General features: G+C 73.3%; 24 protein-coding genes and 1 pseudogene. 11 read left to right on the forward strand and 14 right to left on the reverse strand.

What is annotated here, in order from left to right; genetic code table 11:
• Window positions 1-243: 243 nt before the first annotated feature.
• Window positions 244-1,182, forward strand: a complete 939-nt coding sequence (gene cysK, locus JOE35_RS04875) for a cysteine synthase A (protein WP_209560114.1) — start codon at window positions 244-246, stop codon at window positions 1,180-1,182.
• 1 nt (window position 1,183) lies between these two features.
• Window positions 1,184-1,735 carry a serine O-acetyltransferase EpsC gene (epsC, locus tag JOE35_RS04880; RefSeq protein ID WP_209560115.1) on the forward strand — a complete coding sequence of 184 codons (552 nt, stop codon included), beginning with the start codon at window positions 1,184-1,186 and terminating at the stop codon, window positions 1,733-1,735.
• 19 nt (window positions 1,736-1,754) lie between these two features.
• Here the strand turns inward: epsC and JOE35_RS04885 are convergent, their stop codons facing one another.
• The 8 genes from JOE35_RS04885 to JOE35_RS04920 form a co-directional block, all read right to left on the reverse strand.
• Window positions 1,755-2,108, reverse strand: a complete 354-nt coding sequence (locus JOE35_RS04885; protein ID WP_209560117.1) for an MmcQ/YjbR family DNA-binding protein — start codon at window positions 2,106-2,108, stop codon at window positions 1,755-1,757.
• Between the two features lie 92 nt (window positions 2,109-2,200).
• The gene (locus JOE35_RS04890) at window positions 2,201-3,343 is read right to left on the reverse strand and encodes an acyltransferase (protein ID WP_209560118.1); all 1,143 of its coding nucleotides are present in this window, start codon (window positions 3,341-3,343) and stop codon (window positions 2,201-2,203) included.
• A gap of 265 nt (window positions 3,344-3,608) precedes the next feature.
• Window positions 3,609-5,138, reverse strand: a complete 1,530-nt coding sequence (locus JOE35_RS04895) for an MFS transporter (protein ID WP_209560119.1) — start codon at window positions 5,136-5,138, stop codon at window positions 3,609-3,611.
• Window positions 5,139-5,215: 77 nt separating this feature from the next.
• Window positions 5,216-5,806: a PadR family transcriptional regulator gene (locus JOE35_RS04900; RefSeq protein WP_209560121.1), complete on the reverse strand. Its 591-nt coding sequence runs from the start codon at window positions 5,804-5,806 to the stop codon at window positions 5,216-5,218.
• 141 nt (window positions 5,807-5,947) lie between these two features.
• On the reverse strand, window positions 5,948-6,583 hold the full coding sequence (locus JOE35_RS04905; protein WP_209560122.1) for an MOSC domain-containing protein: 636 nt from the start codon (window positions 6,581-6,583) through the stop codon (window positions 5,948-5,950).
• Window positions 6,584-6,712: 129 nt separating this feature from the next.
• Window positions 6,713-7,759, reverse strand: a complete 1,047-nt coding sequence (locus tag JOE35_RS04910) for a sugar kinase (RefSeq protein ID WP_209560123.1) — start codon at window positions 7,757-7,759, stop codon at window positions 6,713-6,715.
• On the reverse strand, window positions 7,756-8,469 hold the full coding sequence (locus JOE35_RS04915; protein WP_209560125.1) for a bifunctional 4-hydroxy-2-oxoglutarate aldolase/2-dehydro-3-deoxy-phosphogluconate aldolase: 714 nt from the start codon (window positions 8,467-8,469) through the stop codon (window positions 7,756-7,758). Before JOE35_RS04915 ends, JOE35_RS04910 begins: the two co-directional genes overlap by 4 nt.
• The gene (locus JOE35_RS04920; RefSeq protein WP_209560127.1) at window positions 8,466-9,605 is read right to left on the reverse strand and encodes a type IV toxin-antitoxin system AbiEi family antitoxin domain-containing protein; all 1,140 of its coding nucleotides are present in this window, start codon (window positions 9,603-9,605) and stop codon (window positions 8,466-8,468) included. The genes JOE35_RS04915 and JOE35_RS04920 overlap by 4 nt, the downstream gene beginning before the upstream one ends.
• Window positions 9,606-10,074: 469 nt before the next feature.
• On the opposite strand from JOE35_RS04920, the pseudogene JOE35_RS16205 reads away from it, so the two are divergent.
• The 6 genes and pseudogenes from JOE35_RS16205 to JOE35_RS04945 form a co-directional block, all read left to right on the forward strand.
• Window positions 10,075-10,422 (forward strand): annotated as a pseudogene (locus JOE35_RS16205) (extracellular solute-binding protein); the annotation flags it as partial.
• A gap of 271 nt (window positions 10,423-10,693) precedes the next feature.
• Window positions 10,694-11,140: a hypothetical protein gene (locus JOE35_RS16210; RefSeq protein WP_374099721.1), complete on the forward strand. Its 447-nt coding sequence runs from the start codon at window positions 10,694-10,696 to the stop codon at window positions 11,138-11,140.
• A 232-nt stretch (window positions 11,141-11,372) separates the two neighbouring features.
• Window positions 11,373-12,335: a D-isomer specific 2-hydroxyacid dehydrogenase family protein gene (locus tag JOE35_RS04930; RefSeq protein WP_209560130.1), complete on the forward strand. Its 963-nt coding sequence runs from the start codon at window positions 11,373-11,375 to the stop codon at window positions 12,333-12,335.
• Between the two features lie 169 nt (window positions 12,336-12,504).
• Complete coding sequence (locus JOE35_RS04935) at window positions 12,505-13,182, forward strand: hypothetical protein (protein WP_245186054.1); 678 nt, start codon at window positions 12,505-12,507, stop codon at window positions 13,180-13,182.
• Window positions 13,183-13,400: 218 nt separating this feature from the next.
• The gene (locus tag JOE35_RS04940; RefSeq protein WP_209560132.1) at window positions 13,401-13,958 is read left to right on the forward strand and encodes an NADPH-dependent FMN reductase; all 558 of its coding nucleotides are present in this window, start codon (window positions 13,401-13,403) and stop codon (window positions 13,956-13,958) included.
• A 251-nt stretch (window positions 13,959-14,209) separates the two neighbouring features.
• Window positions 14,210-14,779 (forward strand): manganese efflux pump MntP family protein, encoded by a 570-nt coding sequence (locus JOE35_RS04945; RefSeq protein ID WP_209560133.1) that lies wholly within the window; start codon window positions 14,210-14,212, stop codon window positions 14,777-14,779.
• A 63-nt stretch (window positions 14,780-14,842) separates the two neighbouring features.
• On the opposite strand, the gene JOE35_RS04950 is transcribed toward JOE35_RS04945, so the two are convergent.
• A complete protein-coding gene (locus JOE35_RS04950; RefSeq protein ID WP_209560134.1) occupies window positions 14,843-15,196 on the reverse strand; it encodes a PRC-barrel domain-containing protein in 354 nt (117 codons plus the stop codon).
• A gap of 155 nt (window positions 15,197-15,351) precedes the next feature.
• On the opposite strand from JOE35_RS04950, the gene JOE35_RS04955 reads away from it, so the two are divergent.
• Complete coding sequence (locus JOE35_RS04955) at window positions 15,352-16,104, forward strand: gamma-glutamyl-gamma-aminobutyrate hydrolase family protein (protein ID WP_209560135.1); 753 nt, start codon at window positions 15,352-15,354, stop codon at window positions 16,102-16,104.
• A 288-nt stretch (window positions 16,105-16,392) separates the two neighbouring features.
• A complete protein-coding gene (locus JOE35_RS04960; protein WP_209560136.1) occupies window positions 16,393-17,925 on the forward strand; it encodes an MFS transporter in 1,533 nt (510 codons plus the stop codon).
• Window positions 17,926-18,199: 274 nt separating this feature from the next.
• On the opposite strand, the gene JOE35_RS04965 is transcribed toward JOE35_RS04960, so the two are convergent.
• The 4 genes from JOE35_RS04965 to JOE35_RS04980 all read right to left on the reverse strand — a co-directional run bounded on the left by JOE35_RS04965 (window position 18,200) and on the right by JOE35_RS04980 (window position 22,124).
• The gene (locus JOE35_RS04965; protein WP_307802940.1) at window positions 18,200-18,862 is read right to left on the reverse strand and encodes a response regulator transcription factor; all 663 of its coding nucleotides are present in this window, start codon (window positions 18,860-18,862) and stop codon (window positions 18,200-18,202) included.
• Window positions 18,859-20,046, reverse strand: a complete 1,188-nt coding sequence (locus tag JOE35_RS15820) for a sensor histidine kinase (protein WP_209560138.1) — start codon at window positions 20,044-20,046, stop codon at window positions 18,859-18,861. Before JOE35_RS15820 ends, JOE35_RS04965 begins: the two co-directional genes overlap by 4 nt.
• Before the next feature lie 127 nt (window positions 20,047-20,173).
• Window positions 20,174-20,995: a hypothetical protein gene (locus JOE35_RS04975; protein WP_209560139.1), complete on the reverse strand. Its 822-nt coding sequence runs from the start codon at window positions 20,993-20,995 to the stop codon at window positions 20,174-20,176.
• A gap of 211 nt (window positions 20,996-21,206) precedes the next feature.
• Window positions 21,207-22,124 carry an ABC transporter ATP-binding protein gene (locus JOE35_RS04980; RefSeq protein ID WP_209560140.1) on the reverse strand — a complete coding sequence of 306 codons (918 nt, stop codon included), beginning with the start codon at window positions 22,122-22,124 and terminating at the stop codon, window positions 21,207-21,209.
• Between the two features lie 133 nt (window positions 22,125-22,257).
• Between JOE35_RS04980 and JOE35_RS04985 the strand changes: the two genes are divergently transcribed.
• Entirely contained in the window at window positions 22,258-23,676 is a 1,419-nt protein-coding gene (locus JOE35_RS04985) for an NtaA/DmoA family FMN-dependent monooxygenase (protein WP_307802941.1), read from the forward strand.
• A 32-nt stretch (window positions 23,677-23,708) separates the two neighbouring features.
• On the opposite strand, the gene JOE35_RS04990 is transcribed toward JOE35_RS04985, so the two are convergent.
• Window positions 23,709-24,140, reverse strand: coding sequence for a hypothetical protein (locus JOE35_RS04990; protein WP_209560141.1), 432 nt, complete (start codon window positions 24,138-24,140; stop codon window positions 23,709-23,711).
• Window positions 24,141-24,287 lie beyond the last annotated feature (147 nt).

Genomic DNA, 24,287 nt, shown 5'->3' on the forward strand with positions numbered 1-24,287 from the left:
TCGCGTGCGGCGGGGCGCCGCTCTGTCGCCTCGTGGCCTCGGCCCCCGTCGAGGACTCAGGTGCTGATGTCGGGGGCGGCGCTCCGTCCTCGGCGAACGGGGCGGCGCCTCCTTCGTTCCCTGAATCGTCGACGCGTCGACCGCCCGCCCGCTGCCGGACGTCATCTGCGGCACGGTCGCAGGCCCGCTGCCTAGACTCAGGTCTGTTCGTACGTACCGACCCACCTCACGGAAGAGACGCGCATGACCGGCATCCACGACGACATCACCTCCGCCTTCGGCGACACGCCCCTCGTGCGCCTCAACCGGCTGGCGGTGCCCGGCGGCGCCGAGGTCGTCGTGAAGCTCGAGTTCTACAACCCGGGCGCCAGCGTGAAGGACCGGCTGGGCGTCGCCATCGTCGACGCTGCCGAGGCCTCAGGTCAGCTGCAGCCCGGCGGCACGATCGTCGAGGGGTCGAGCGGCAACACCGGCATCGCGCTCGCGCTCGTGGGCGCCGCCCGCGGCTACCGCGTCGTCATCACGATGCCCGAGACGATGAGCGTCGAGCGCCGCACCTTGATCAAGGCGTACGGCGCCGAGGTCGTGCTCACCCCCGGCGGCGAGGGGATGCGCGGCGCCGTCGAGCGCGCGAAGCAGATCGTGGACGAGACCGAGGGCGCCGTCTGGGCCCAGCAGTTCGAGACGCTGGCGAACGCCGAGATCCACCGCCGCACGACGGCGCGCGAGATCATCCGCGACACGGACGGCGCCGTCGACTTCTTCGTCGCGGGCGTCGGCACCGGCGGCACCATCACGGGCGTCGGCCAGGTGCTGCACGACGAGGTCCCCGGGGTTAAGGTCGTTGCTGTCGAACCCGCCGACTCGCCCCTGCTCAGCGAGGGCAAGGCCGGGCCGCACAAGATCCAGGGCATCGGCGCCAACTTCGTGCCGGAGGTGCTCGACCGCTCACAGATCGACGAGGTGTTCCCCGTGCAGCTCGACGACGCCCTGCGCGTCGCGCGGGACCTCGGCACGAAGGAGGGCATCCTCTCCGGCATCTCGTCGGGGGCCATCGTGCACGCCGCCCTCGAGATCGCCGCCCGCCCCGAGAACGCGGGCAAGCGCATCGTCGCCATCGTCTGCGACACGGGGGAGCGCTACCTCTCGACCGTCCTGTTCCAGGACCTCGCGGACGCCTAGCGTGCGGCTGGTCGCGCGGCTGCGCGAGGACCTCGCCACCGTGCAGCGACGCGACCCCGCCGCCCGCGGACGACTCGAGACCGCCCTGGTGTACTCGGGGCTGCACGCGGTGTGGGCGCACCGCCTCACCAGCAGACTGTGGCGTGCGGAAGGGGTGCCGCGCCTCCTCGGCTCGCGGTTCGTCGCCCGGGTGCTCTCGCAGGTCGCCCGGACCGCGACGGGCGTCGAGATCCACCCGGGGGCCGTGCTCGGGCGGCGGTTGTTCATCGACCACGGGATGGGGACGGTCGTCGGCGAGACGGCGGTCGTCGGGGACGACTGCACGCTGTTCCACGGCGTCACGCTCGGGGGCAAGGGCGGCCGCGGCGTCGCCGGACGTCGACACCCGACGCTCGAGCGCGGCGTCACGGTCGGCGCGGGCGCGGCGGTGCTCGGCGGGGTCGTGGTCGGGGCGGACAGCATCGTCGGCGCGGGGGCGGTCGTCACGCACGACGTGCCGCCCGGGTCGGTCGCGGTGGGCGTGCCCGCCGTGGCGCGGCCGCGGCACCGCTAGCGCCGCCGCGAGCTGCCGACTACGCGAGCGGGCGTCGTGACTTCGGCATGCCCGCGATCACCCGGTCGTACGAGTTGCCCACGAGGTCCTCGACCATGGTGGCGGGGAGGTCGCCCGACAGGTCGATCGTGATCCAGTGCCGCTTGTTCAGGTGCCAGCCCGGCGTGATCTCGCGGTGCTCGGCGCGCAGCTGCTCGGCGTGCTCGGGAACGGCCTTGAGCGAGACGGACGGCGTCTCGGCGTCGACGGGCACCAGGGCGAAGATCTTGCCGCGCACCTTGTACACGGCGATCTCGAGCCCGAACGGGAACGTCAGCTCGGCAGAGGGCTGCTCGGCGCAGAGCGCCTGCACCTGTTCGGTCGTCATGGCCATGCCACCAGGATCGCAGGTCGTCGCAGGCCGCAGACCGGATGCGGGATGCCGGAGGTCGCAGGGAGCAGGGCCCGGGGCGGCAGGCGCGGCCGTCAGGCGTTGGTGAGCTCGCGGTCCGCGGGTGTCGTGCTCCGCGCCCCCTTGGCGGGGCTGCCGAGGCGGTCCTTGAGGCGGAGTGCCGGGCCCTCGACGAAGCGGTGCGAGAGGTACGCCGTCACGATCGACGCGGCGATCACGGCGGCGATGCCGAGCGCACCGGGGACGACCGGTGTGATGAGCGCGATGAAGACGACGTGCCAGAGGTAGATCGGGTACGAGAGAGCCCGGCCGAACCAGGCCACGGGACCGAGCGACAGCACGCGGGCGGGCAGCGACGCCCGCGAGACCAGGCCGCCGATCAGGAGTGCCGACGCGACGGCGACGCCCGGCAGCATGACCGTGAAGGTCGTGACGCTCTGCTGCCAGCCGCTGCCGATCGCCGCGAGCGAGCCGACGACCCCGACGAGGCCGACCCACGTGGCCGCCGTGCCTAGACGGCCGCGGAAGATCGCCTGCCCCTTATCGGAGCCCATGACGAGTGCCAGCCCGCAGCCGAGCAGCAGGGGCGCCACGTTCAGCACCGGGCTGAAGTAGATGTCGGGGGTGGACCCGCCTCCGGGCGCCTCGAACAGGAAGCCCGAGGCGACGACGGAGGCCACGACGAGCGCGCCGAGCACGGCCACCATGACCCGGCGCGTGGCGACGACCGCGATGAGGAGCATGAGGAGGGGCGGCCAGACGATGTAGAACTGCTCCTCCATCGAGAGGCTCCACATCGGCGAGAAGACGCCCTGGGACTCGCCGAAGAACGAGCGCGCGACGTTGCCCGTGTAGGTGAGGGCGACGGCCGCAGCGCCGAGGGCGCTCATGGTCGAGCCCTGGTAGTCGCCGATCAGCCACCAGAGGGCGACGCCCACGACGACCACGGCGAGCAGGGTCGGGTAAAGGCGCAGGATGCGGCGCACCCAGAAGCGGCCCAGGCGGATGCGGCCGGTCCGCGCGTGCTCGCCCAGGAGCAGCGTCGTGATGAGGTAGCCGGAGAGCACGAAGAAGACGTTGACCCCGACGAATCCGCTGCCGAACCCGGGCACGTGCAGGTGGTAGAGCACCACGAAGGCGATGGCGATCGTGCGCAGGCCGTCGAGCGGCAGCACGCGGTCGCGGCGCGTCGAAGTCGTCGGAGGGGCTAGGGGCATCGGACCAGTGTGCCTGGCGGACCTTCGATCTGCCCGGGTGCGGTCGCGTGGTCGGTCGCGGGTGCGTCGAGGGGACAGCGTCGGCGGCCTCCCCGGCCGTGTTCGTGGGTGGCCGCGTCGAGGACTCAGGTTACGGCGGCTGGCCCGGCCGGGGCGCCTCGCGAGATGACGACGGGGCGTCGACGACTCCTGAGTCGTCGACGCCCCGAACGGTGCGTGGTGCGTGGTGCCGCGGTGCGGGGTGCGGGGTGCGCGGTGCGCGGCGTCAGGCCGAGGGGGCCTCGGCGCGCGTGCCCGAGTCGGCACCAGCCCCGGCGGGGCGGCCGTGGCCGACACGCCGCGGCAGCGCGAACACCAGCGCGAAGGCGACGAGCGCGAACGCCGCGCTGACGCCCATGGCCGCGGCCGAGGCGTCGGTGAAGCCCGTGGCACGGCCGGCCGCCGTCGCCAGCTCGCGACCGGCCGGCAGCGACCCGAACAGGACGCTGCCGATGATCGCGATGCCCACGGCCGAGCCGATGCGCTGGATCGCCGAGATGACGGCGCTGGCCGAGCCGGCGTCCTGAGGGTCGACCGTCGCGACGATGAACTGGACGTTCGGGGCGATGAAGAAGCCGTTGCCGAGACCGGCGACGAGCAGCGGGACCAGCAGGATCCAGTTCGTGAGGTCGGCGGGCTCGACGACCAGCAGGATGATCCACATCGCCCCGAGCCCGACCGTGACGAGTGCCGTGCCCAGCACGAGCACGTTGCGCCCGAGCTTCTGAGCGAGCTGGTTGCTCTGCGACGACGAGATGATGCTGCCGACCGCGAAGGGGATGGCGACGGCGCCGGAGGCGAGCGCGCTGTTGCCGAGACCCGATTGCCAGAGCAGCGAGATCGTGAAGAAGATGCTGGTGAAGGCCGCGAAGTAGACCAGCGCCAGGACGACGCCGCCCGTGAACTGCGGGTGGGAGAAGAGCTTGGGGGGCACGAGGGGGGTGCGTCCACGCCGGGTGTACGCCACCTCCCATAGGCCGAAGAGCGCGAGCAGCACGAGGCCGCCGGCGATGCTCAGGTAGGTCCAGAGAGGCCACCCCTCGTCCTGGCCCTGGATCAGCGGGACGAGCAGCGCGACGAACGCGGCCGAGACGAGCAGGAGGCCGAACCAGTCGAGTCCGCGGTCGGGGCGCGGCACGGACTCGTCGCGACGAGGCAGCAGCACGGCCGCCGCGACCAGCGTGATGATGCCGAAGGGCAGGTTCACGAAGAACACGAGACGCCAGCCGTGCTCGTCGCCGAACGCCTGGATGAGCAGTCCGCCGATGATGGGCCCGAGGGCGGACGAGACGCCGATGACGGCGCCCATGATCGCGAACGCCTTGCCGCGGGCCCGCCCGGGGAACAGCAGCTGGATGAACGCGGTCACGGCCGGCACGAAGATGCCGCCCGCGAGGCCCTGCACGACGCGGAACACGACGAGCTGGTGGTCGCTCGTCGCCACGCCGCAGGCGAGGCTGGCGAGGGTGAAGAGCAGCACGCCCGAGAAGTAGACCCACTTGTGCCCGATGCGGTCGCCGATGCGGCCGGCGGGGATGAGCGTCAGGCCGAAGGCGAGCGCGTAGCCCGAGATGATCCACGAGAGTGTCGACTCCGAGGCGTCGAGGTTCGTCCGGATGGTCGGCAGCGCGACGTTGACGATCGTCGTGTCGAGCAGCGCGATGAACATGCCGAGCAGCAGCGCCGACAGGGCGAGCCACGACTGGCGGGGGATGGCGGGCGCCGGGGCGGCTGCCCGGGCGGTGGCGTCGGTCATGGGGGTGCCTTTCGTGGGGCAGGGTCGGGTGCCCGGCGGGTGGCCGGAAGGGAAGAGCGGAGTCGAGGAGGCGGTCGCTACCGACCGGAGGAGCCGGGAGTCAGCGCGTGCCTGGCCCCCGCCTCCTCGTCGGCGACGATCTCGGGGAGCGCGTCGATCAGCGTGTCGTGCCAGGCGAGCTCGGCGCGGAGCCGGTGCTCTCGGTGCGCCATCGCGTGCTTCTCGGCGACGGAGAGCCAGGGGCTCGCGCGACGGTGGTGCTCGATCTCGTCGTCGAGGAGGCGGCTGACCGCTCCTCGGCGTTCGTGGACGGTGCCGACGAGGTCGTCGATGGCGTCGGGGTCGACACGGGTCAGCGCGAGGTCGAAGGGATCGGGTCGCAGCACGACGGTCTCGAGGGCGTGCCGGCGTGAGTCGGCGAGGGCCGTGCGGCCGTCGTCGGTGATCGCCCAGACCTGACGCTCGGGGAAGTTGCCCTCGCGCTCGGTGCGGACGGGGGCGAGCAGGCCCTCGGCGGCGAGGCGCTTGAGGGCGCCGTAGAGACCGCCCACGGAGATGTCGGTCCACTGGTGGACGTGCTCCTGCTCAGCCTGGAGCTTCAGCTGGTGTCCGTGCATCTCGCCGTGGCGCGCGAACGAGTCGAGCACGAAGAGGCGGATGGAGGACACCGAGGTACTCTCGCACGAGTAGTCGTCCGAGTCAAATATCGTGCAGTGAGCGCAAGTGGACCGCCTTGGAGACGCGTCGGTCGGCCGGGCAGGTGGTGCACCCGTCCTCCGACGCCGAGATGCTTCTCCGCGGTCGAGGACTCAGGGGCGCGAGGCGGCGAGCTCCGCTACGCCGCGCATGACGGGGGCCAGCGGCGACGCCTCCTGATCGCTCAACAGCAGCGCGGCGCGCTCGGGAGCGAGACCGGCGAAGCACTCGCCGATGGAGACGCCGTGCTCGGGGCGATGCACGACCCTGAGCTCGTCGCCGGCCGAGACCTCGCCGCCGACGACCACCTTCAGGTAGGCGCCGGGCCTGCCCTCCTCCTGGAACCGCCGAACCCAGCCGCGCTCGCCGAGACGACGCGCGAACGTGGCGCACGGCGTCCGCGGCATGGTCACCTGGAGGACGAGGCGCTCGCCGACGGCCCACCTCTCGCCGATCACGGCACCGGTGACGTCGAGGCCAGCGGTGCGGAGGTTCTCCCCGAACGAGCCCGGCAGGACCTGGCGGCCGAGGAGCTCGGCGAAGTGGGTGGCGTCCTCGTCGGCGAAGGCGTACACGGCCTTGTCCTCGCCGCCGTGGTGGGCACGGCTGGCCTGGACGTCACCTCGCACGCCGAGCTTGCGGACGGGCACCGGGCCGTCCACAGGGCGCTTGTCGATGGCCGTGACCCCGACGCTGCCTGAGTCGTCGAGCAGGGCGTGGACGCGGCAGACCGCGGTGACGAGGGGCATGGGCCCATCGTGCCCGAGAGCACGGGCCTCGACAAGGCGGACGGGGACCAGCACGCGGTCGAGAGACGGCACGACGACGGCGCGCCCCGAGGCTGTGAGCGTGTCAGCGTTCGGGCGTGCCAGCGCTCGTCAGCGCGTGACTGCCTCCCGGGCGTGCAGCAGCCCCAGTTCGGACCGTCGGGGCAGCCCCTCCCAGTCGCCGGCGGCGAGGCACACGAACGCCCCGACCGTCGCCGCGGTCTGCAGGCGGGTCGGTGCGTCGTTCCCGGCCGCGAGCTCGGCGAGGTAGCCCGCGACGAACGCGTCTCCCGCCCCGACCGTGTCGTGGGCGACGATCGGCACAGCTCGCTGTTCGAGGAGCTGGCCGTCGACCATCGCCACGGCACCGGCCGCACCGCACTTGACGACGGCCTGCCGCGGACCGAGCTCAGCGAGGCCGCGCGCCAGTGCGGCAGTGGCGTCGGAGGCTGCATCGGCCGCGCCGCCTGCCGCGGCGCCGGTCGGGAACGACGCTGTCGCGGCCGGTCCGAGCAGCATCGCGGCCTCGTCCTCGCCGGCGAACAGGACGTCGCAGCCGGCTGCGAACTCCCGGCAGAACGCCGCGGCGTCGTCCGTCGACCACAGGGCACGCCGGTAGTTGACGTCGAAGGACACCAGGACCCCCGCCGCGCGGGCGACGTCGGCGGCTCGTCGGACCGCCTGCGCAGCCGAGCCGGAGAGCGCCGGCGTGATGCCGGTCACGTGCAGCACGTCCGCCGAGGCGATGGCGGACTCGTCGAGATCGTCGGCCGACAGGCGCGATCCGGCACTCCCCGCCCGGTAGTAAGTGACGTTCTGCGACGTGGCGGTCCGACGCTCCTTGATCATCAGGCCGGTCGTGGCGCCGTCGTCGATCGTGATCCGGGCGTCGACGCCCTCGGCTCGTACCTCCCGAGCGACGAGACGTCCGACGGAGTCGTCGCCGACCCGCCCGAACCAGATCGCGTCGACCCCGAGCCGGCTCAGGCCGATCGCGACGTTGGACTCCGAGCCGCCGATGCCCAGCTGCATCGTGCTCGCGTGCGCGAGCGGCCCCGGCTGCGTGCTCGAGATCATCCCCATGGTCTCGCCCAGGGTGACGACCCGGGGTCGCCGGCTCGGGCTCGAGGCCGAGGAGGTGGTCGTCGCGTCCGTCATCGCGCCTCCCCGGCCTCGAGGGCCAACCCGACGACACGGCGTGCGCGTTCCTCGAGGGCGCTCGGGGCGCCTCCTGCGAACGCGTCGCGCAGGAGCGGACTGCCGAGGCTGACGGCGAGCGAGCCCTCGCGGATCCACGCCGGGACGTCGTCGAGCTCGATGCCGCCTGACGGCACGACCTCCATGTCGGGGAACGGGCCGCGCAGCTGGCCCACGTAGCCGGGACCGACCGTCGAGGCGGGGAAGAGCTTGACCGCCGTGGCGCCCGACGCCCAGCTCGACCAGAGCTCGGTGGGTGTGAGGCCGCCGGGGTAGAAGGGCACCCGACGGCTCGTGACTGCGTCGGCGATGGCCGTCGACGTGATCGGCGTGACGACGTAGGCGGCTCCCCGGTCGACGCCCGCGAGGGCCTGGTCGACCGTGGTGACGGTCCCTAGGCCGATCTCGGCGGCGTCGGCGAATCGAGCGACCAACTCGGGCAGCACGGCGAGGACGCCTGGCGTTGTGAGCGTCAGCTCGACGCTGCGGATGCCTCCGCGGACGAGCGCCTCGATCACGGGTTCGAGCTCGGCAGCGCTCGGCGCCCGGAGCACAGCGACGACGCGCGACTCCCGGAGGGCAGATGAGGCGGGTGTCCGGGCCTCGAGGCAGGCCCCGGCCGCGAGCGCGGTCTCGGGAGGGGAAGCTGCGGACGTGCTGCTGGCGGTCATCGTGAGCCCTTCGCGACGGTGCGGTGGTCATGACCAGTATGACCGGAGGCGGTCCTGCGCCTGGACCGGCTCGGCGGACGCGGCGTCGCTGCCAGCACGTGCTGGTGTGGCCAGCTGTGCCCCACCTCGTCGGGTCGGCGCATCGGGAGCCGCCAACGGCGACCGGGCCGCGAGCGTCCGTACGCAGATCGGCGCTCGGCCGAGCCCGCGGGTGCTCGGGTGCGGCTCCGGGCCCCACCCGCGGAGCCGCCGTCGCGTTCCCGGATGCGCGCAGGCTGCACCGGCCCCGCCGCGGTCCCGTCACGGTGCATCAAGACCGCCGCCTCGATCGCGGCCGAGACCGTGTCCCAGTGCTCCGTGATCAGCTCGTAGCTCAGGTGGACGGGGATTCGTCGGCGGATGAACGTCTCCATGTCCTTGCTGACGTCCGCGTCGAAGCGGTCGGCGTGCCACTTCCGTCCGTCGGTCTCGACGCCGAGAACACCGTTGACGACCAGGTCCGTGTGTCGGCCGAAGCCGACGGGCACCTGCGACGTGACGTGGAAACCCGCCCTTCGGAGCCTGGTCCGCACGACGCTCTCGAGGATGCTCTCGCTGTCGGCGTCGACCCAGTCGGCGACGCCTCGGGCGTCCGCGGGCAGACGGGCGACGACCCCCGCGAACTCGTCAGCCGAGATGCGCCCCTGGTGAAGGGCCCAGTCGCAGAGCGCGACGGCGATCTCGAAGTCCTCGTCGAGGACCGCCCTGACGAGAGCGTCGACGACGGAGACGACGGCCACGCCGCCCCGCTCGCGGACAGCGACCGGATCCCACACGACCCGTGCGCGTCGACACTGGCGGAGTCTCGCGGCGTGGGGCGGGACGGAGACGCAGACCGTTCGAGGCCGCGCCCACATCCAGCCGCCGAGGTGGAACAGGGCGGACGAACCCGTGAGCCGCCCGCCGACCCGGACGGCCGTGACGCGGTCGTCGTCGAGGGGCAGGTTGCTGTACCAGCCGAGCCGCGGACGGTGCAGGTCGCCTGAGCGCACCGCACGGGTGAGGTCGCGATCGTCGGCGCCGGCTCGGCGGAGCTGCCGTCGGGTGGCGAATCCTCCTGCGTCGGTGACGAGGTCGATGAGGTCGGCGGTGTGCATGCCGACACTGTCGCGTGAGAGCGGCCTCCGCCGCCGAGCCGGAGGGGGCTGTTGTGGACGACGGTGGACGACTGACGCGCGGGGGAGGAGCGCGCCGTGGTCTGTTCCCCCGGCGTCACATCGGGGCGGCGCCGTCGACGGTTCAGGTGGGGACGTCCGCACCCGGCAGCCCCGGCGCACGGCACCCGGCGGCAACCGTCGTCTCCTGATCCGTCGACCGCGGGCCCACCCCCGCGAGCCCCTGCCGCCCCTGCCGCCCTTGACGCCCCGTCGAGCCCGTTCGTAGGGTGGACGAGCGCGGTCACCGACGATCAGCGGTCGCCGCGAACGATCCACACGTCGAGGAGGACGCATGTAGATCGACCGGAGGGGGCTGTTCGCCGGAGCAGCGGGACTGGCAGGCGTCGCGGCGCTCGCGGGCTGCGCACCACGCGCGCAGCGGACCGAGATCGGCGACTGGCCGACCGAGATGGGCGACGAGCCCGTCACCATCGACTGGTGGAGCGCCAACATCGCCACCAACGAGGGCGGCGACCTCCGCCCCCGCCTCATCGAGGAGTTCAACGAGGAGTACCCGAACGTCCGGATCAACCTCGTCGCGGCGCCCGCCGACACCGATACGAACCGCACGACCCTGACGACCCAGATCGCGGCCGGCTCCCAGAGCCCCGACGTCATCCACGGCGACATCGCCTGGCCCGGCCAGTTCGCCGAGAACTCCCTCGCCACGCCCCTCAGCACCCTCGTTCCCGACGACTTCTGGGACCAGTACCCCGAGGGCCTCCGCTCCGCCGCGAGCGTCGACGGCGAGTACTACATGTTCCCCGTCTACATCGACAACTCCTTCCTGGTCTACCGGCAGGACATCCTTCAAGACGGCGCCCGAGGTCGCTGCGTCGCCTCCTACGGTCGTTCCCCAGACCTGGACGCTCGAGAACTACGTCACCGCGTTCGTCTCGAACGACCTCGCCGTCTACATGATGAACAGCGTGATCGTGGCGGTCAGCACCACGGTGCTGGTGCTCGGGCTCGCGCTGTTCGCGGGCTACGCGCTCACCGGCCGCAAGCTCAAGGGCGGCACCACGATCATGACGACCCTGCTGATGCTCTCGGTGTTCCCCGCGATCGCCGTCCTGACGCCGATCTACCTGATCGAACGGCAGCTCGGCCTGCTCAACAGCTACCCGGGCCTGATCATCCCCTACGTCGCGTTCAACCTGCCGTTCGCCATCTGGATCATGCGCAACTACCTCGCCGGCATCCCCGCCACCTTCGAGGAGGCGAGCGAGATCGACGGCGCCTCGCCCCTCCGACGGTGTTCTCGGTCATCCTCCCGATGTCGAAGCCGGGCCTGTTCACGGTCGGCGTCTTCACGTTCACCGCCTCGTGGAGCGAGTTCCTCATGGCGCTCACCTTCAACAGCGAGACGTCGTTCCGCACGATCCCGGTGGGCATCGCGCTCTTCGGCACGCAGTTCACCGTGCCGTACGGCGCGATCTTCGCGGCCTCGGTCTCGGCGACCGTGCCGATCGTGATCCTCGTGCTCATCTTCCGTCGCTCGATCGTGTCCGGGCTGACCTCTGGGGCGGTCAAGGGCTGAGCCGAGGAGGCGTGGGCCGGGCTGCGTCGAGGACTCAGGCACCCGGGGCGGCCGGCACCGCGCGGCCGGTCCGCCGGCCGGGGCGCGGTCGTCGTCGCCTGAGTCCTCGACGGCTCCGCCGCCCAGCCGCCCCGGCCACGTCGCGACCGCATCGGTAGGTTGGGCTGATGACCGACATCGCCGTGACCGTCCTCCCCTCCGCCGACCAGCGGGGAGGTGGCGGCGACGTCTGGGGCGTGGGGCCTGCTGAACGTGCCGTCGAGGCGGCCGGGGCCAGAGCCGTCGAGCTCGGCGACGAGACGCGCATGATCGTGGTCGGCGGCCGTGTCGACCAGAGCGAGCTGCGCCGGGCGATCGACGAGCACCCCGACGTCGCGGTCGTGCAGCTGCCGAGTGCGGGCGTCGACTCGTACGTCGACACGATGCGGGCCACCCGCCGCGACGGCCTCGTCTTCACGAGCGCGAAGGGGGCGTACAGCGCGCCGGTGGCGGAGCACGCGCTCGCGCTGACCCTGGCGACCCTGCGCGCGCTGCAGCTGCGTGCCAGGGCGACCTCGTGGGAACACGAGCAGCGCGGCATCTCGCTGAACGGGTCGCGTGTGCTGATCATCGGGGCGGGCGGCATCGGCACCGAGCTGATGCGGCTCCTCGGCCCGTTCGACGTCGAGGTCACGATGGTCGTCCGCACGCCCCGCGACGTACCGGGCGCGGTCCGCACGATCACCTCCGAGCACCTCGCCGAGGTGCTGCCCGACATGGACGTCGTCGTGGTCGCGGCCGCCCTCACCGACGGCACCGCGAAGATCGTGGGCCAGGCCGAGCTCGAGGCGATGAAGCGCACGGCGGTGCTGGTCAACATCGCCCGCGGCCCGCTCGTCGACACCGACGCGCTCGTGGCGGCGCTCGCCGCGGGTGAGATCGGAGGCGCCGGCCTCGACGTGGTCGATCCCGAGCCCCTGCCCGACGGGCACCCCCTGTGGGACGAGCCCCTCGCGCTCATCACACCGCACCAGGCGAACACGAACGCGATGACCGAGCCGCTGTTCCAGGCTCGCGTCGAGGAGAACATCCGGGCCCTCGCCGACGACGGTGACCTCGTCGGCGTCGTGGACGTCGACGCCGGGTACTGACCGCTGCGTGGACGACCGGCAGCACGCCTCGTCGACGCGCGCCCGTCGACCACCCGTGTCGAGGACTCAGGAGGCGCCCGCGTCGAGACCCTCAGCGCGCGGGGCTGACGGGCGCTGAGCGTCCCGCCGCCTGAGTCCTCGACGGGTCGGCCCGCGTAGCGTCGCTGCCATGCCCCGGTCCCGTCCCGCCCGCACTCCGTCGAGCCCGTCGAGCGCGTCGAGCCCGTCGCGCCCGTCGCGCGCCCCCGACGACCGGTTCAGCGGCCGCATCGCGGGCTTCGGCACGGCCTCGGGCACGCGTGTCGTCATCGGCATGTGGGACGAGTCGCCCCTCGGCCGCTTCGCCGACGTGATGCTCGAGGACGCTGCCGGCCACCGCCTCCTGCTGGCGCCCTCGCCCGAGGTCGCCGCGTACGTCTCGGCGACCTACTCGTTCGACGAGGTGCAGGTCGTCCCCGTGAGCCGGCGCCGGGTCGACGGCGGCATCGCCGTGACGGCCGGCGACCTCGAGGTGACACTCGTCGTCGGGCAGATCTCGTGGCTCGGCGTGCTGCTGCGGCTCGTGCCCCGGAGCATCGCCACGAGGCCGGCCTGGCTGACCGTCGTCGACCCCGTCGCGCGCGTGCTCGTCCGCGGCGCCCGCACGGCCGGCACCGCCGGCGGAGGCCGCCGCGAGTACTACGGCGTCACACTGGTCCGCGACCTCGCCGGCGTCACGGCCACCCGCGGCGGCGTCGACCTCGGTGCGCTCGCCCCGCTCACGCCGCCTGTCCGCTTCGGCTTCGGCTCGGCACCCGCCCGCCCCAGCCTCGTCGACGTCGTCAGCACGATCCGCCGACCGGCCTGAGCCGAGGAGGCGCGCGGCCGCCCCATCAGGACGCGCGCTGCCAGGCCCACGACGCGTCGCGCAGCCGTCCCGGGAATATCCCGCGCCTCCTGTCGGTCTGCCTCCGTGCACGTACATGACGCGTCACCGATCTGTGTGGCACCGAACCGGTCCGCACCGGACCAGACCGCAGCAGACCTGACCCGCTCAGCCCGCACCACTTCACCAAGGAGATCCCCATGACCACCGTCCTCGTCCTCGTCGGCAGCCTCCGCGGCGGATCCACCAACAAGCAGCTCGCCGAGGCGGCGGTGCTGAACGCACCCGACGGCGTCACGCTGAGCGTCTACGACGGCATCGCCCACCTGCCGTTCTACAACGAGGACATCGACGTCGACGGGGCCCGTCCGGAGGCGGCGGTCGCCTTCCGCAACGCGCTCAGCGCTGCCGACGCCGTGCTCGTCGTCACGCCCGAGCACAACGGCACCATCCCCGCCGTGCTCAAGAACGCCATCGACTGGGCGTCGCGTCCCTACGGCGAGAGCCAGATCTCGGGCAAGCCCCTCGCCGTGATCGGCAGCGCGTTCGGCCAGTTCGGCGGCGTGTGGGCGCAGGACGAGACCCGGAAGTCGTTCGGCATCGCCGGCGCGAAGGTCCTCGAGGACGTCACCCTGGCCATCCCCGGCTCGGTCGTCCGCTTCGCCGAGGTGCACCCCAAGGACGACGCCGAGGTCGTCGCGCAGCTCGCCGAGGTCGTGTCCGCCGTCGTGGAGTCGACGCGCAGCGACGCCGCGTAGGCGCGACGCGCAGCGACGCCGCGTAGGCGACTCGTGCGGACGCCGTCACGGGCGCGACCGGCCAGCAGGGAGGCGGGCGAGACCATCTGGGTCTCGCCCGCTTCTGCGCGCGGTCGCCCGACACCCCGAATTCGGCGTCCCGAAGTTGTCTCATCAGGGCTTTCTCGGTGTGGCAGTCGCTTCGGGCATGCCAAGATCGACAGGTTCCGGGGCGACGACGCCCGCCGTCGCCGCCACCGAAAGGACCAGTCGTGAGCTTCTGGGCCCTCCTCTTCATCGCCCTCGGCGTCTCCGCCGACGCCTTCGCCGTCGCCCTCGGCAAGGGCCTGCACATGCGCCAGTTCTCGGTGCGCGGGGCAGCGGTCATCGCCGTGACCTTCGGTCTCTTCCAGGCGGCCATGCCCCTCGCGGGCTGGCTGCTCGGCACTGCCTTCGCCGGCTACATCGCCGACTTCGACCACTGGATCGCCTTCGGCCTGCTGAGCCTCATCGGCGCGAAGATGCTCTGGGAGGCGTTCACGAAGGGCGACGACGACGAGGACGACGTCGACCGGATCTCGACCCGTGAGCTGCTCCTCCTCGCCGTCGCGACGAGCATCGACGCGCTAGCAGTCGGCGTGACCCTGGCGTTCCTGCCGGTCTCGATCGGCTGGGCCGTGCTGCTGATCGGCGTGACGACGACCGTGCTCACCTTCGCCGGCGTGCTCGTCGGCCACCGGGTCGGGGCCCGCTTCGGCAAGCCGGCCGAGATCGCAGGCGGCGTCGTCCTGATCGTCATCGGCACGAGCATCCTGCTCGAGCACCTCGGGGTCCTGGCCTAGGCGACGACGACAGGAGGCGCGGTGCCTGTCGCACCGCGCCTCCTCGTGTCTCGCAGCTCCGCGTCAGCGGCGGCCGAGTCGGCGCTCTCCGCCGGCGCCCAGCGCGTAGGGGAGGCCGTAGTGGGCGAAGACGTCCGCCTCCTGCGAGGCCTCGAGCTCGCCGTCGGTGTCGATGGACGGGGCGTCCTTGACGAGCTTCTTGTCGAACTGGACCTTGACGTGCTTCGGCGCGACGACCGCGCCGTCGAGCGGCACGAAGAGCAGCTTCTTGCCGACGAGGCCGGCCTGGACCGTCGCGAAGGACGGGCTGTCCGACGACGTGTCGAAGTAGACGCTCTCGAGCTGCCCGATCTTGTCGCCGGCCGGGTCGACGACCGGCAGGCCGATCCAGTCGCGCAGGTTCTCCGCTTCGAACATGACATCCCTCTCTGCGGCACGGATCAGGGCCGGCACGCGTGCCCTCGACGGTAGTAGCCCGGCGTGTGCGCGGGCCGGGCTCGATCGACCCGTCGAGGACTCAGGCGTGCGCGTCGCGCGCGTCCCCGTCGGCAGGCTGCTGGCACGATGGCGACATGTCCGACCTGAGTCCTCGACGTGAACCTGCCCCGCGCCCCGTCCTGCTCGTCGTCGACGTCGCCGACGGCGGTCGCGACGATCCTGCCTTCGAGGCCGAGCTGCAGCGCCTCACGGCCAGCGTCGTCGCGGCGGCGACGGCCGTCGGCTTCGTCGTCGACCGGGTGCCCGCGGCGCAGACGCCCCGGGCCGAGCTCGACGAGCGGCTGGCGGCAGCCGACGCGGTCGTCGTCACCGGGGGAGAGGACGTCGACCCGTCCTTCTACGGCGGCGACCTGAGCGAGCCGCACCTCGGCCAGACGTTCCCGGCAGCAGACCGGGCCCAGGTCGCGATCGTCCGCCGAGCCGTCGACGACCGCACGCCGCTCGTGGGCATCTGCCGAGGCATGCAGCTCGTGAACGTCGCCCTCGGCGGCGACCTCGTGCAGCACCTCCACGACGGCGGACACGTCGGCGGCGACACGGCCGACAGCATGGTCGACCACCGCGTGCTCGTCGAGCCCGGCAGCGAGCTGGCGAAGGCGCTCGGCGCGACGGAGCTCGACGTGCGCAGCTCCCACCACCAGGCCGTCGGACGCGTCGGCACGGGCCTCCGGGTCGTCGCCCGCGCCGACGACGGCACGATCGAGGCGGTCGAGCACGAGGAGGCGCCCGTCTGGTGCGTGCAGTGGCACCCGGAGGACGCGGGGTCGCGCGGCACCGTGCTCACCGATCTGCTGGAGGCGGCGCTGGCCGCACGCCGCCCCTCCTGACGGCGCCGCCGCGCGACGGCGAGACCGAAGGGCGCCCACACGGCCGCACCGGCTGCAAAACCGAATGTCGTTCTGGATCTTGCGGAGAGGGCGGGGGGCCGTGTCACACTGGGAGGACGCCCTCGTCGTGGAGTGGCCCATCCCCGAACGCCCGCCCCTCCGCCGCGACGAGCGCGCTCCGCCTCCCGACACAGCCCGCGTCATCGACCCGGGTCCTGTCGGCAGGGCGGCCCCTCGACGAGCAGCTCGTCGTGCGCGCTCGGCCGGCCCGTCCCGGAAGGCCCGACCGTGCCCCAGAACTCCTCGCGTCCCGACGACGACACCCGCATGAGCAGCAGCACCAGCACCCGCAGCGACAACACCGACACCCGCACCGGCAGCGTCGTCCTCGCCCCCGAGCGCCCCGACCCGACCCCGACCTCCACCTACACGGGCTCGATGCGGGTCAGCGGCATCGACACCCCTGGCCCCCGTCCGACGCACGGCCACGACGGCACGCCGCACGTGCTCACGCCCTCGGCGATCGTCGGGATCGCGGTGCTCGGGCTGGCCACGTTCTTCGCGATCACCACCGAGCTGATGCCCGTCGGCCTGCTGTCCACGATGAGCGAGGACCTCGGGGTCACCGAGTCCCGCATGGGCGTCGTCATCACGGTCTACGCCCTCGCGGTCGCCCTGCTGGCGCTGCCGCTGACGTGGGCCACGGCGCGTGTGCCGCGGAAGGCCGTCCTCGTCGCGACCCTGGGCGGCTACACCGCGTCGAACCTGATCGTCGCGCTCGCGCCGAACTTCGAGATGGTCTGCGTCGGACGCGTCGTCGGCGGCATCGCGCACGCGCTGTTCTTCTCCGTCGCCTCCGCGTACGCCACCCGCATCGTGCCGCCCCGCCTCGCAGGTCGCGCGATCGCGTTCGTCTACTCGGGCAGCTCGCTCGGCTTCGTGCTGGGGGTGCCCGTCGCGACGACGGTCGGCGACCACCTCGGCTGGCGCTCGGCGGTCTTCGCGGTGGCCGTCGCCTCCGCCGTGCTCGCCGTCGTGGCGCTGGCGTTCCTGCCGGCCGTCCGCGGCGAGTCGTACCCGCACCTCGGATCCGTCGCGGCCTGGGCCCGCTCCGGCCTGCTCGCGGTCGTCGTCGCCGACCTCCTCCTCTTCGCCGGTCACTACGTCGTGTACACCTACGTCGGCCCCTACCTCGTCACCGCAGGCCTCGGCGACGACGCGGTCGCGCCGGCGCTCCTCGTGCTCGGGGTGACGGGCATCGTGGGGCTGCTGACCGCAGGGGCCTTCGTCGACCGGGCGCCGCGGCAGACGCTGATCGCGGCCGTGGCCGTCATGGCGCTGGCGCTCGCCGCGCTGCCCCTCGTGCACGGCTCCCTCGTGGGCACCTTCGTGGTCGCCGGCCTCTGGGTCGCGGCCAACGGCACCACCGGCACCCTCTTCATGGCCGCGGCGATCCGCACAGGAGGCGTCAGCCCCGACATCGCCGGAGCCCTCGTCAACGCAGGCTCGAACGTCGGCATCGCCGGCGGGGCCGCCCTCGGCGCGCAGGTGTTCGGCACGGCCGGGCTGGGCCTCGGCGCGCTGCCGTTCGTCGCTGCCGTCGTCGTCGGGGCGAGCCTCGTGGTCGTCGTCCTCGGCCGCCGCGGCTTCCCGGTCTCGGGGCACGCGCAGTCGACCCTGTCGACGTCGAGCCTCCGCACCATCACGTCGTCCGTGTCCGTCGTGACGGCGTCGATCGCCACCGTGCAGGGCGTCCGCACGGGCTCGGTAAATGCCGGGCCAGCGGTGCGGGGCGGGCGCGGCGGGCGTCAGGGCAGGTAGCCGCTGGCGGACGGCTGCCGCTGGCCGCCGCTGCCGCTGGCCGGCAGCTGCTGAGCGGTACCTCTCCGCGCTCTGCGGGACCGCGCAGCGACTGCCGCGTCGAGGACTCAGGCGCCCGGCAGCAGCGACGTCGCTCACCCGCGGCAGGGCGGCGCCTGCAGCGTCGCCACCTGAGTGCTCGACGTGGCCCGGCCCCGCGACGTGGCCCAGCGCCGGGACGTGGCCCGGCGCCGGGACGCGGCCCGGCCGCCTCCGCCACGGTGCCGCTCCGGTGTCAGCCCCCGGCGAGCCCGTTCTCGTAGGCGAAGATCACCGCGTGCACCCTGTCGCGCACGTCGAGCTTCGCCAGCACTCGTCCGACGTGCGTCTTGACGGTCGACTCCGAGAGGAACAGCTCCCCGGCGATCTCCGAGTTGCTGAGGCCGCGTCCGATCGCGACGAGCACCTCGTGCTCGCGCTCGGACAGCAGGTCGAGCGAGGAGGCGCGGTGCACGCCAGCACGGTCGGGCAGCCGCCCCCGGTAGAGGTCGAGCATCGCGCGGGTCACCCGAGGCGAGACGATGGCGTCGCCCGCGGCCACGGTCCGGATCGCGGCGACGAGCTCGGCGGGAGGAGCGTCCTTGAGCAGGAACCCGCTGGCGCCGGCGTTGAGGCCGCCGAAGGCGTACTCGTCGAGGTCGAACGTCGTCAGCACGAGCACGCGCGCCTCCGGGCGAGCCGCGACGATGCGGTGCGTGGCCCCGATGCCGTCGAGCCCCGGCATCCGCACGTCCATCAGGACGACGTCGGGCCGCAGCTCCGCGTCGCGCTCGACCGCGGCCAGTCCGTCGGCGGCCTCGCCCACGATCCGGAGGTCGGGCTGTGCGCCGAGCACCATCGCCATGCCGGCGCGCAGCAGGTCCTGGTCGTCGACGAGCATGACGGTGATGTCGGTCACGATGCCTCCTCCGGCGTCTGGTCTGCGTCTCCGTGGCCCTGCAGGACGAGCCGGAGGCGCCAGCCCCGCCCGCCCAGCTCGGCGCGCGGCCCGGCCTCGAGGCTGCCCCCGTACAGTGCGGCGCGCTCCCTGAGGCCCACGAGCCCGCGCTCCGTCCCGACCGAGGCGGCGGGCACGGTGCCGGCGCCGTCGTCGACGATCTCGACGGCGACCCTGCCGCGACCGTCGGCGCCCTGCAGGACGACCGCGACCCGCGCGGGACGCTCGGCGTACCGCAGGGCGTTCGTCAGCCCCTCCTGCACGGTCCGGTACAGGACCACCTGCAGTGCCGGAGCCGCGGGGAGCTCGCCCACCCGGGTGAGCGAGACGGGGAGGCCGGCCGAGCGGTAGGTCTCGACGAGGTCGTCGAGCCCGTCGAGCCCCGGCTGCGGTGCGAGCGCCGCGTCGTCGTCGCCGTCGTGCAGCACGCCGAGCAGGCGACGCATGTCGGCCAGGGCCTCCCGTCCGACGACGCCGATCTGCCTCACGGCGTCGCGGCTGCGCGCCGGGTCGACCTCGGCGACGGCGTCGGCCCCGTCGGAGAGGCTGATCATCACGGACATGCCGTGGGCGACGACGTCGTGCAGCTCGCGGGCGATCCGCGCGCGCTCCGCGCCGGCGGCGAGGCGCGCCTCCTGGTCCCGGTCGCGTTCGAGCTGCGCGGCCCGGTCGATGAGCGCGGCGAGGTACTGACGCCGGCTGCGCACGTTGAGCCCGACGAGCACGACCACGACGATGCCGAAGCCCGCCACCAGCGGCGACTCGACGTTCGGGACGACCGTCCCCGCGAGGGCGAGCGACCCCACGACGGCTGCCGAACAGACCCAGGCCCACCGCGCCCCGCGTCGGACCGCCACCGAGTAGAGCCCGATCAGCAGCGCCCACGGGAGGCTGACCGTGTCGAGGGCGTTCTGCGCGACGAGGCAGACCAGAGCGACGGCCGTCACGACGACGGGCGCCCTTCGGCGCAGCAGGAGGCTCGCGTAGGAGACCGCCCAGAGCGCGTACCAGGGCCACGGGGCAGGCAGCACGACGACCCACGTGTCGATCTTGGCGGTGCCGCTGATGAACGCCACGGCGGCCGCCGTGAGGGCGAGCACGACGTCGGCGGCCACCGGGTGCTCCGCGATGCGTCGTCGGATCACGCCCGGAGGCCGCGGCGGACCCGCGTCGGAGTCCCCGTCCGGCACGCCGCCGGCGGGGGCTCCTCCGACCCCGGCGCGGGGCGGCCTCGGGGCCGACCCGGACGTCGAGGCGCGTCGCGCGGCCATCTCAGACGTCGCGTCGTGCGGTCGCCCACGCCGCGGCCGCGGCCGGCACGACGAGCCAGGCGGCGAGCGCGCCCAGGTCGCGGCCCAGGTCGGCGACGGGCTCGGTGCCCGAGAAGAGCTGGCTCATGGTCGTCTCAGCGTACGTGAGGAGCAGCACGGACCAGTCGACGCCCTGGCCGGTGGTCAGCAGGATCACCGCGACGGGCAGCACGAGCAGCACCCCGAGGACGATGGCGATCGCGCCGGCCGAGCTCCGGACGAGGGTCGCGACCATCACCGTGAAGACGCTGAGCACGGCCAGCCACGCCGCCGCCGCGCCGACGGCCTGGAGCACGGCAGGGTCCACGAGCGAGGTCCGCAGGCCCGTGCTCGCCAGCACCGCGCTCGACGCGGCCCACGCCGCGACCGACGATGCCACCGAGAGCACGACGGCGGCCCCTGCCGCCACGAGGGTCTTCGCCGCGAGCACGGGCAGCCGCCGCGGCACGGCCGAGTAGGTGGTCCGCTTCTGGCCCGTGGCGAACTCCTGGGTGACGAAGAGCACCACCAGCACGGCGACGAACAGCTCGCCGACGGTCGTCGCCGGCGCCATCGTGCGGAGGGTGGTCGCGGCCCCGCCGGCCAGCGCTCCGGCGGGGTCGGAGGCGTCGGTGAGGGCGACGGCGGCGCTCGCCGCGGCGGAGAGGACCACCGTCAGGGCGGCGATCAGCCAGGTCGAGCGCACGCTCGTCAGCTTGGTCCGCTCCGACCAGGCGACGCGGGCGAAGGTCAGGCGCGGTGCCCGGTCGAGCGGGCTGAGCAGGGGTGCGGCAGTGGTGGTCACGAGGTGTCTCCGATCGGGAGGGATGGTCGAGGAAGGAGGGGGAGGACGAACACGAGGAGGAAGGGGAGGAAGGGGAGGAAGGGGAGCAGGAGGAGGAGGAGCAGGCCCGTGCGGCGGCGGTCGGGAGCAGCGGGCCGGGCGCCGGTCGACGACTCAGGAGGCGCCGGTCACGAGGACGGGGCGACGCATATCCAGCAGGCGCCCCCGCCGATCACACCTGAGACCTCGACCCGGACCGGTACTCGACCGAGTCGTCGGTCAGGCCGAAGAACGCGTCCTCGAGCGACGTCTGCGCGGGCGTCAGCTCGAACAGCAGCACGCCAGCGGGCGCGGCGGCCCTGGCGATCTGCTCGGCGGTGAGCCCGGCGACCTCGAGCCGGTCGGCCGTGAGGTGCGTCACCGTGCCTCCGAGCGGGCGCAGCAGGGTCTCGAGATGCTCGGCAGAGTCGGTCCTGACGGCGACCTTGCCGCCTCCCTGGCCGGCGAGCACGTCGGCCACCGACGCGTCGGCGATCACGCGGCCGCGGCCGAGGACGACGAGGCGGTCGGCGGTCTGTGCCATCTCGCTCATCAGGTGGCTCGAGAGCAGCACGGCGCGGCCCTCGGCGGCGAGCGACCGGCAGAGCTGCCGCACCCAGATGACGCCCTCGGGGTCGAGCCCGTTGACGGGCTCGTCGAGCACGAGCGTGTGGGGGTCGCCGAGCAGGGCGGTGGCGATGCCGAGACGCTGTCCCATGCCGAGCGAGAACGTGCCGGCGCGGCGACGGGCGACCGACTCGAGGCCGGTCAGGCCGATGACCTCGTCGACCCGTCGGTCGGGGATCCCGTGCGTCCGGGCGACGGTGCGGAGGTGGTCGCGGGCCGTGCGTCCCGGGTGGACGGCCCCGGCGTCGAGGAGGACCCCCACCTCCTGCAGCGGTGCAGGGCTGTCGGCGTAGCGACGGCCGTCGACGGTGACCGTGCCGGAGGTCGGCCGGTCGAGGCCGACGATCATGCGCATAGTCGTCGACTTGCCGGCGCCGTTCGGCCCGAGGAACCCGGTGACGGTGCCCGGCGCGATCGTGAACGAGACGTCGTCGACGGCGAGGGAGGCGCCGTGGCGCTTGGTGAGGTGGCTGGCTTCGATCATGTCCACGACGCTAAGGAGCGCCTCGGCCCCCGTCGTCGGAGCACGGTGCCGTCGTGCTGGTACCGCGGTACCACGCGACGCGGGGAGTCATCGGGCTCGGCCGGCGCCTCCCGCCTGTGGCAGGGTCGACCCGGTGACCGACGAGACCGCCCCGACGCCCGAGACCGCCGCCGCCGAGACGGCCCACAAGAAGAAGCTGATCCTCAACCTCTTCGAGATGAACTGCGTCGGCCACATCACGCACGGCCTCTGGCGGCTGCCCGGCAACCACCGCCGTGAGTACACGGACATCCGGTACTGGACCGAGCTCGCGCGCCTCGCCGAGCAGGGCGGTTTCGACGCAGTGTTCCTGGCCGACGTGCTCGGCACCTACGACGTCTACCGCGACAGCCCGGCGCCGGCCCTGCTCGAGGGCATCCAGGCGCCCGCGAACGACCCGATGCTCGTCGTGCCCGCGATGGCCGCGGTGACCGAGCACCTCGGCTTCGGCGTCACGGCGTCGACGAGCTACGAGCCGCCGTTCGCCTTCGCGCGCCGCATGTCGACCCTCGACCACCTGACCGGCGGCCGTGTCGGCTGGAACGTCGTGACCTCGTACCTGCCCTCGGCCGCGCGCAACTTCGGGCTCGACGACCAGATCCCGAAGGAGGAGCGCTACGCCAGGGCGGCCGAGTACCTGGACGTGCTCTACAAGCTCTGGGAAGGCTCGTGGGAGGACGACGCCGTCGTCGCCGACCCGACCGCCGACGGTCTCGCGCCAGGCTCCGGCGTGTACACCGACCCGTCGAAGGTGCACACGATCGACCACGACGGCCGCTTCTACAAGGTCGTCGGCCCGCACCTCAGCGAGCCGTCCCCGCAGCGCACCCCCGTGCTGTTCCTCGCGACGGCGTCCCCGACGGGCGTCGAGCAGGCCGCCCGCAACGCCGAGGTCGTCTTCACCGGCGGGCGCGCGGTGGCTCGCGTCGCCGAGGCCACCCGCGCCGCCGCGGTCGAGGCGGGCCGAGCCGCGGACGACGTCCGCTTCATCGTCCAGGCCGGCGTGATCACGGCAGAGACCGAGGAGGCGGTGGCCGAGAAGCTGGCCCTCTACCGGTCGTTCGCCAGCGAGCAGGGCGCGCTCGTGCACCGCAGCGTCCCGTTCGACGCGCCGTCGCACGACCCCGCGACGACCGTCCGCGAGGCCCTCGTGGCCGAGGGGCGCCTCGACCACCCCGGTGCCGCCTCCTTGCCTCTGGACATCACGGTCGGCGAGCTGATCGCGAGCGTGGACGAGGCCTGGGGCGGCGCGTTCTTCGTCGCCGGGACGCCGACGGTCGTCGCCGACGAGATCGAGCGCTGGCTCGACGAGGAGGGCATCGACGGGATCAACCTGCGGCAGTACCACTCGTACGACACGCTGCGCGACTTCGTCGAGCTGGTCGTGCCCGAGCTGCGGCGCCGCGGGCGCGTGCGCGAGGCGTACGTGCCGGGCGAGACGCTGCGCGAGCGGTACACGGGCGGCGGGCCGCGGCTCCCGTCGACGCACCCGGCTGCGGCGTACCGGCGCTGAGGTCAGGCCGCGCGGACCGGGTCGGCCGGGAGCTACGCGGCGCGGCGGACGCGGTAACGCGCCGGCACGGACGGCACGCGCAGCCAGGTGGTGCGGCGGACGCCGTCGGACGAGGTCCACTCGACGAAGACGGTGCCGAGGGCGGCGAGGGCGCCGATCTCGGTCGGCGTCGCGACGCCCATCGCCGAGCGGAGACGGAGCGCGTCGGTGCGGCGGGCGACTCCGCCGGGCAGCTCGACGACGACGTCGCGCGGCGTCTGGCCGCCGACGCGGCGGAGCACGAGGCAGGCGCCGAGCGGCAGGGCAGGGTCGCTGCCGTCGTTCGGCACGTCGAGCCAGGTGAGGAAGAACGAGGGGGCGCGGCGCAGTCGGACGACCCGCTCGGGGCGGACGCCGCGGTCGTCGCGGAGCTGCTGCGGAGCGGAGGCGCGGACGGCGTCGGTGCCGTGTGCGGTCGAGTCCATCGTGGTGTTCCCCTGGTCGTGGTCGGTCGGCGGCGGTCTCCCGGGGCCTGTACCCAGCGAACCGCGTCCTGGCCCGGGGGACAACGGGGGACGCGGCCCCGGTCCGGGGGGTCGTCGGTCCCCAGTGAGGGGGACACGGGCCGCCGA

The organism is Frigoribacterium sp. PvP032 (assembly GCF_017833035.1).
In the GTDB taxonomy this organism is placed as follows: domain Bacteria; phylum Actinomycetota; class Actinomycetes; order Actinomycetales; family Microbacteriaceae; genus Frigoribacterium.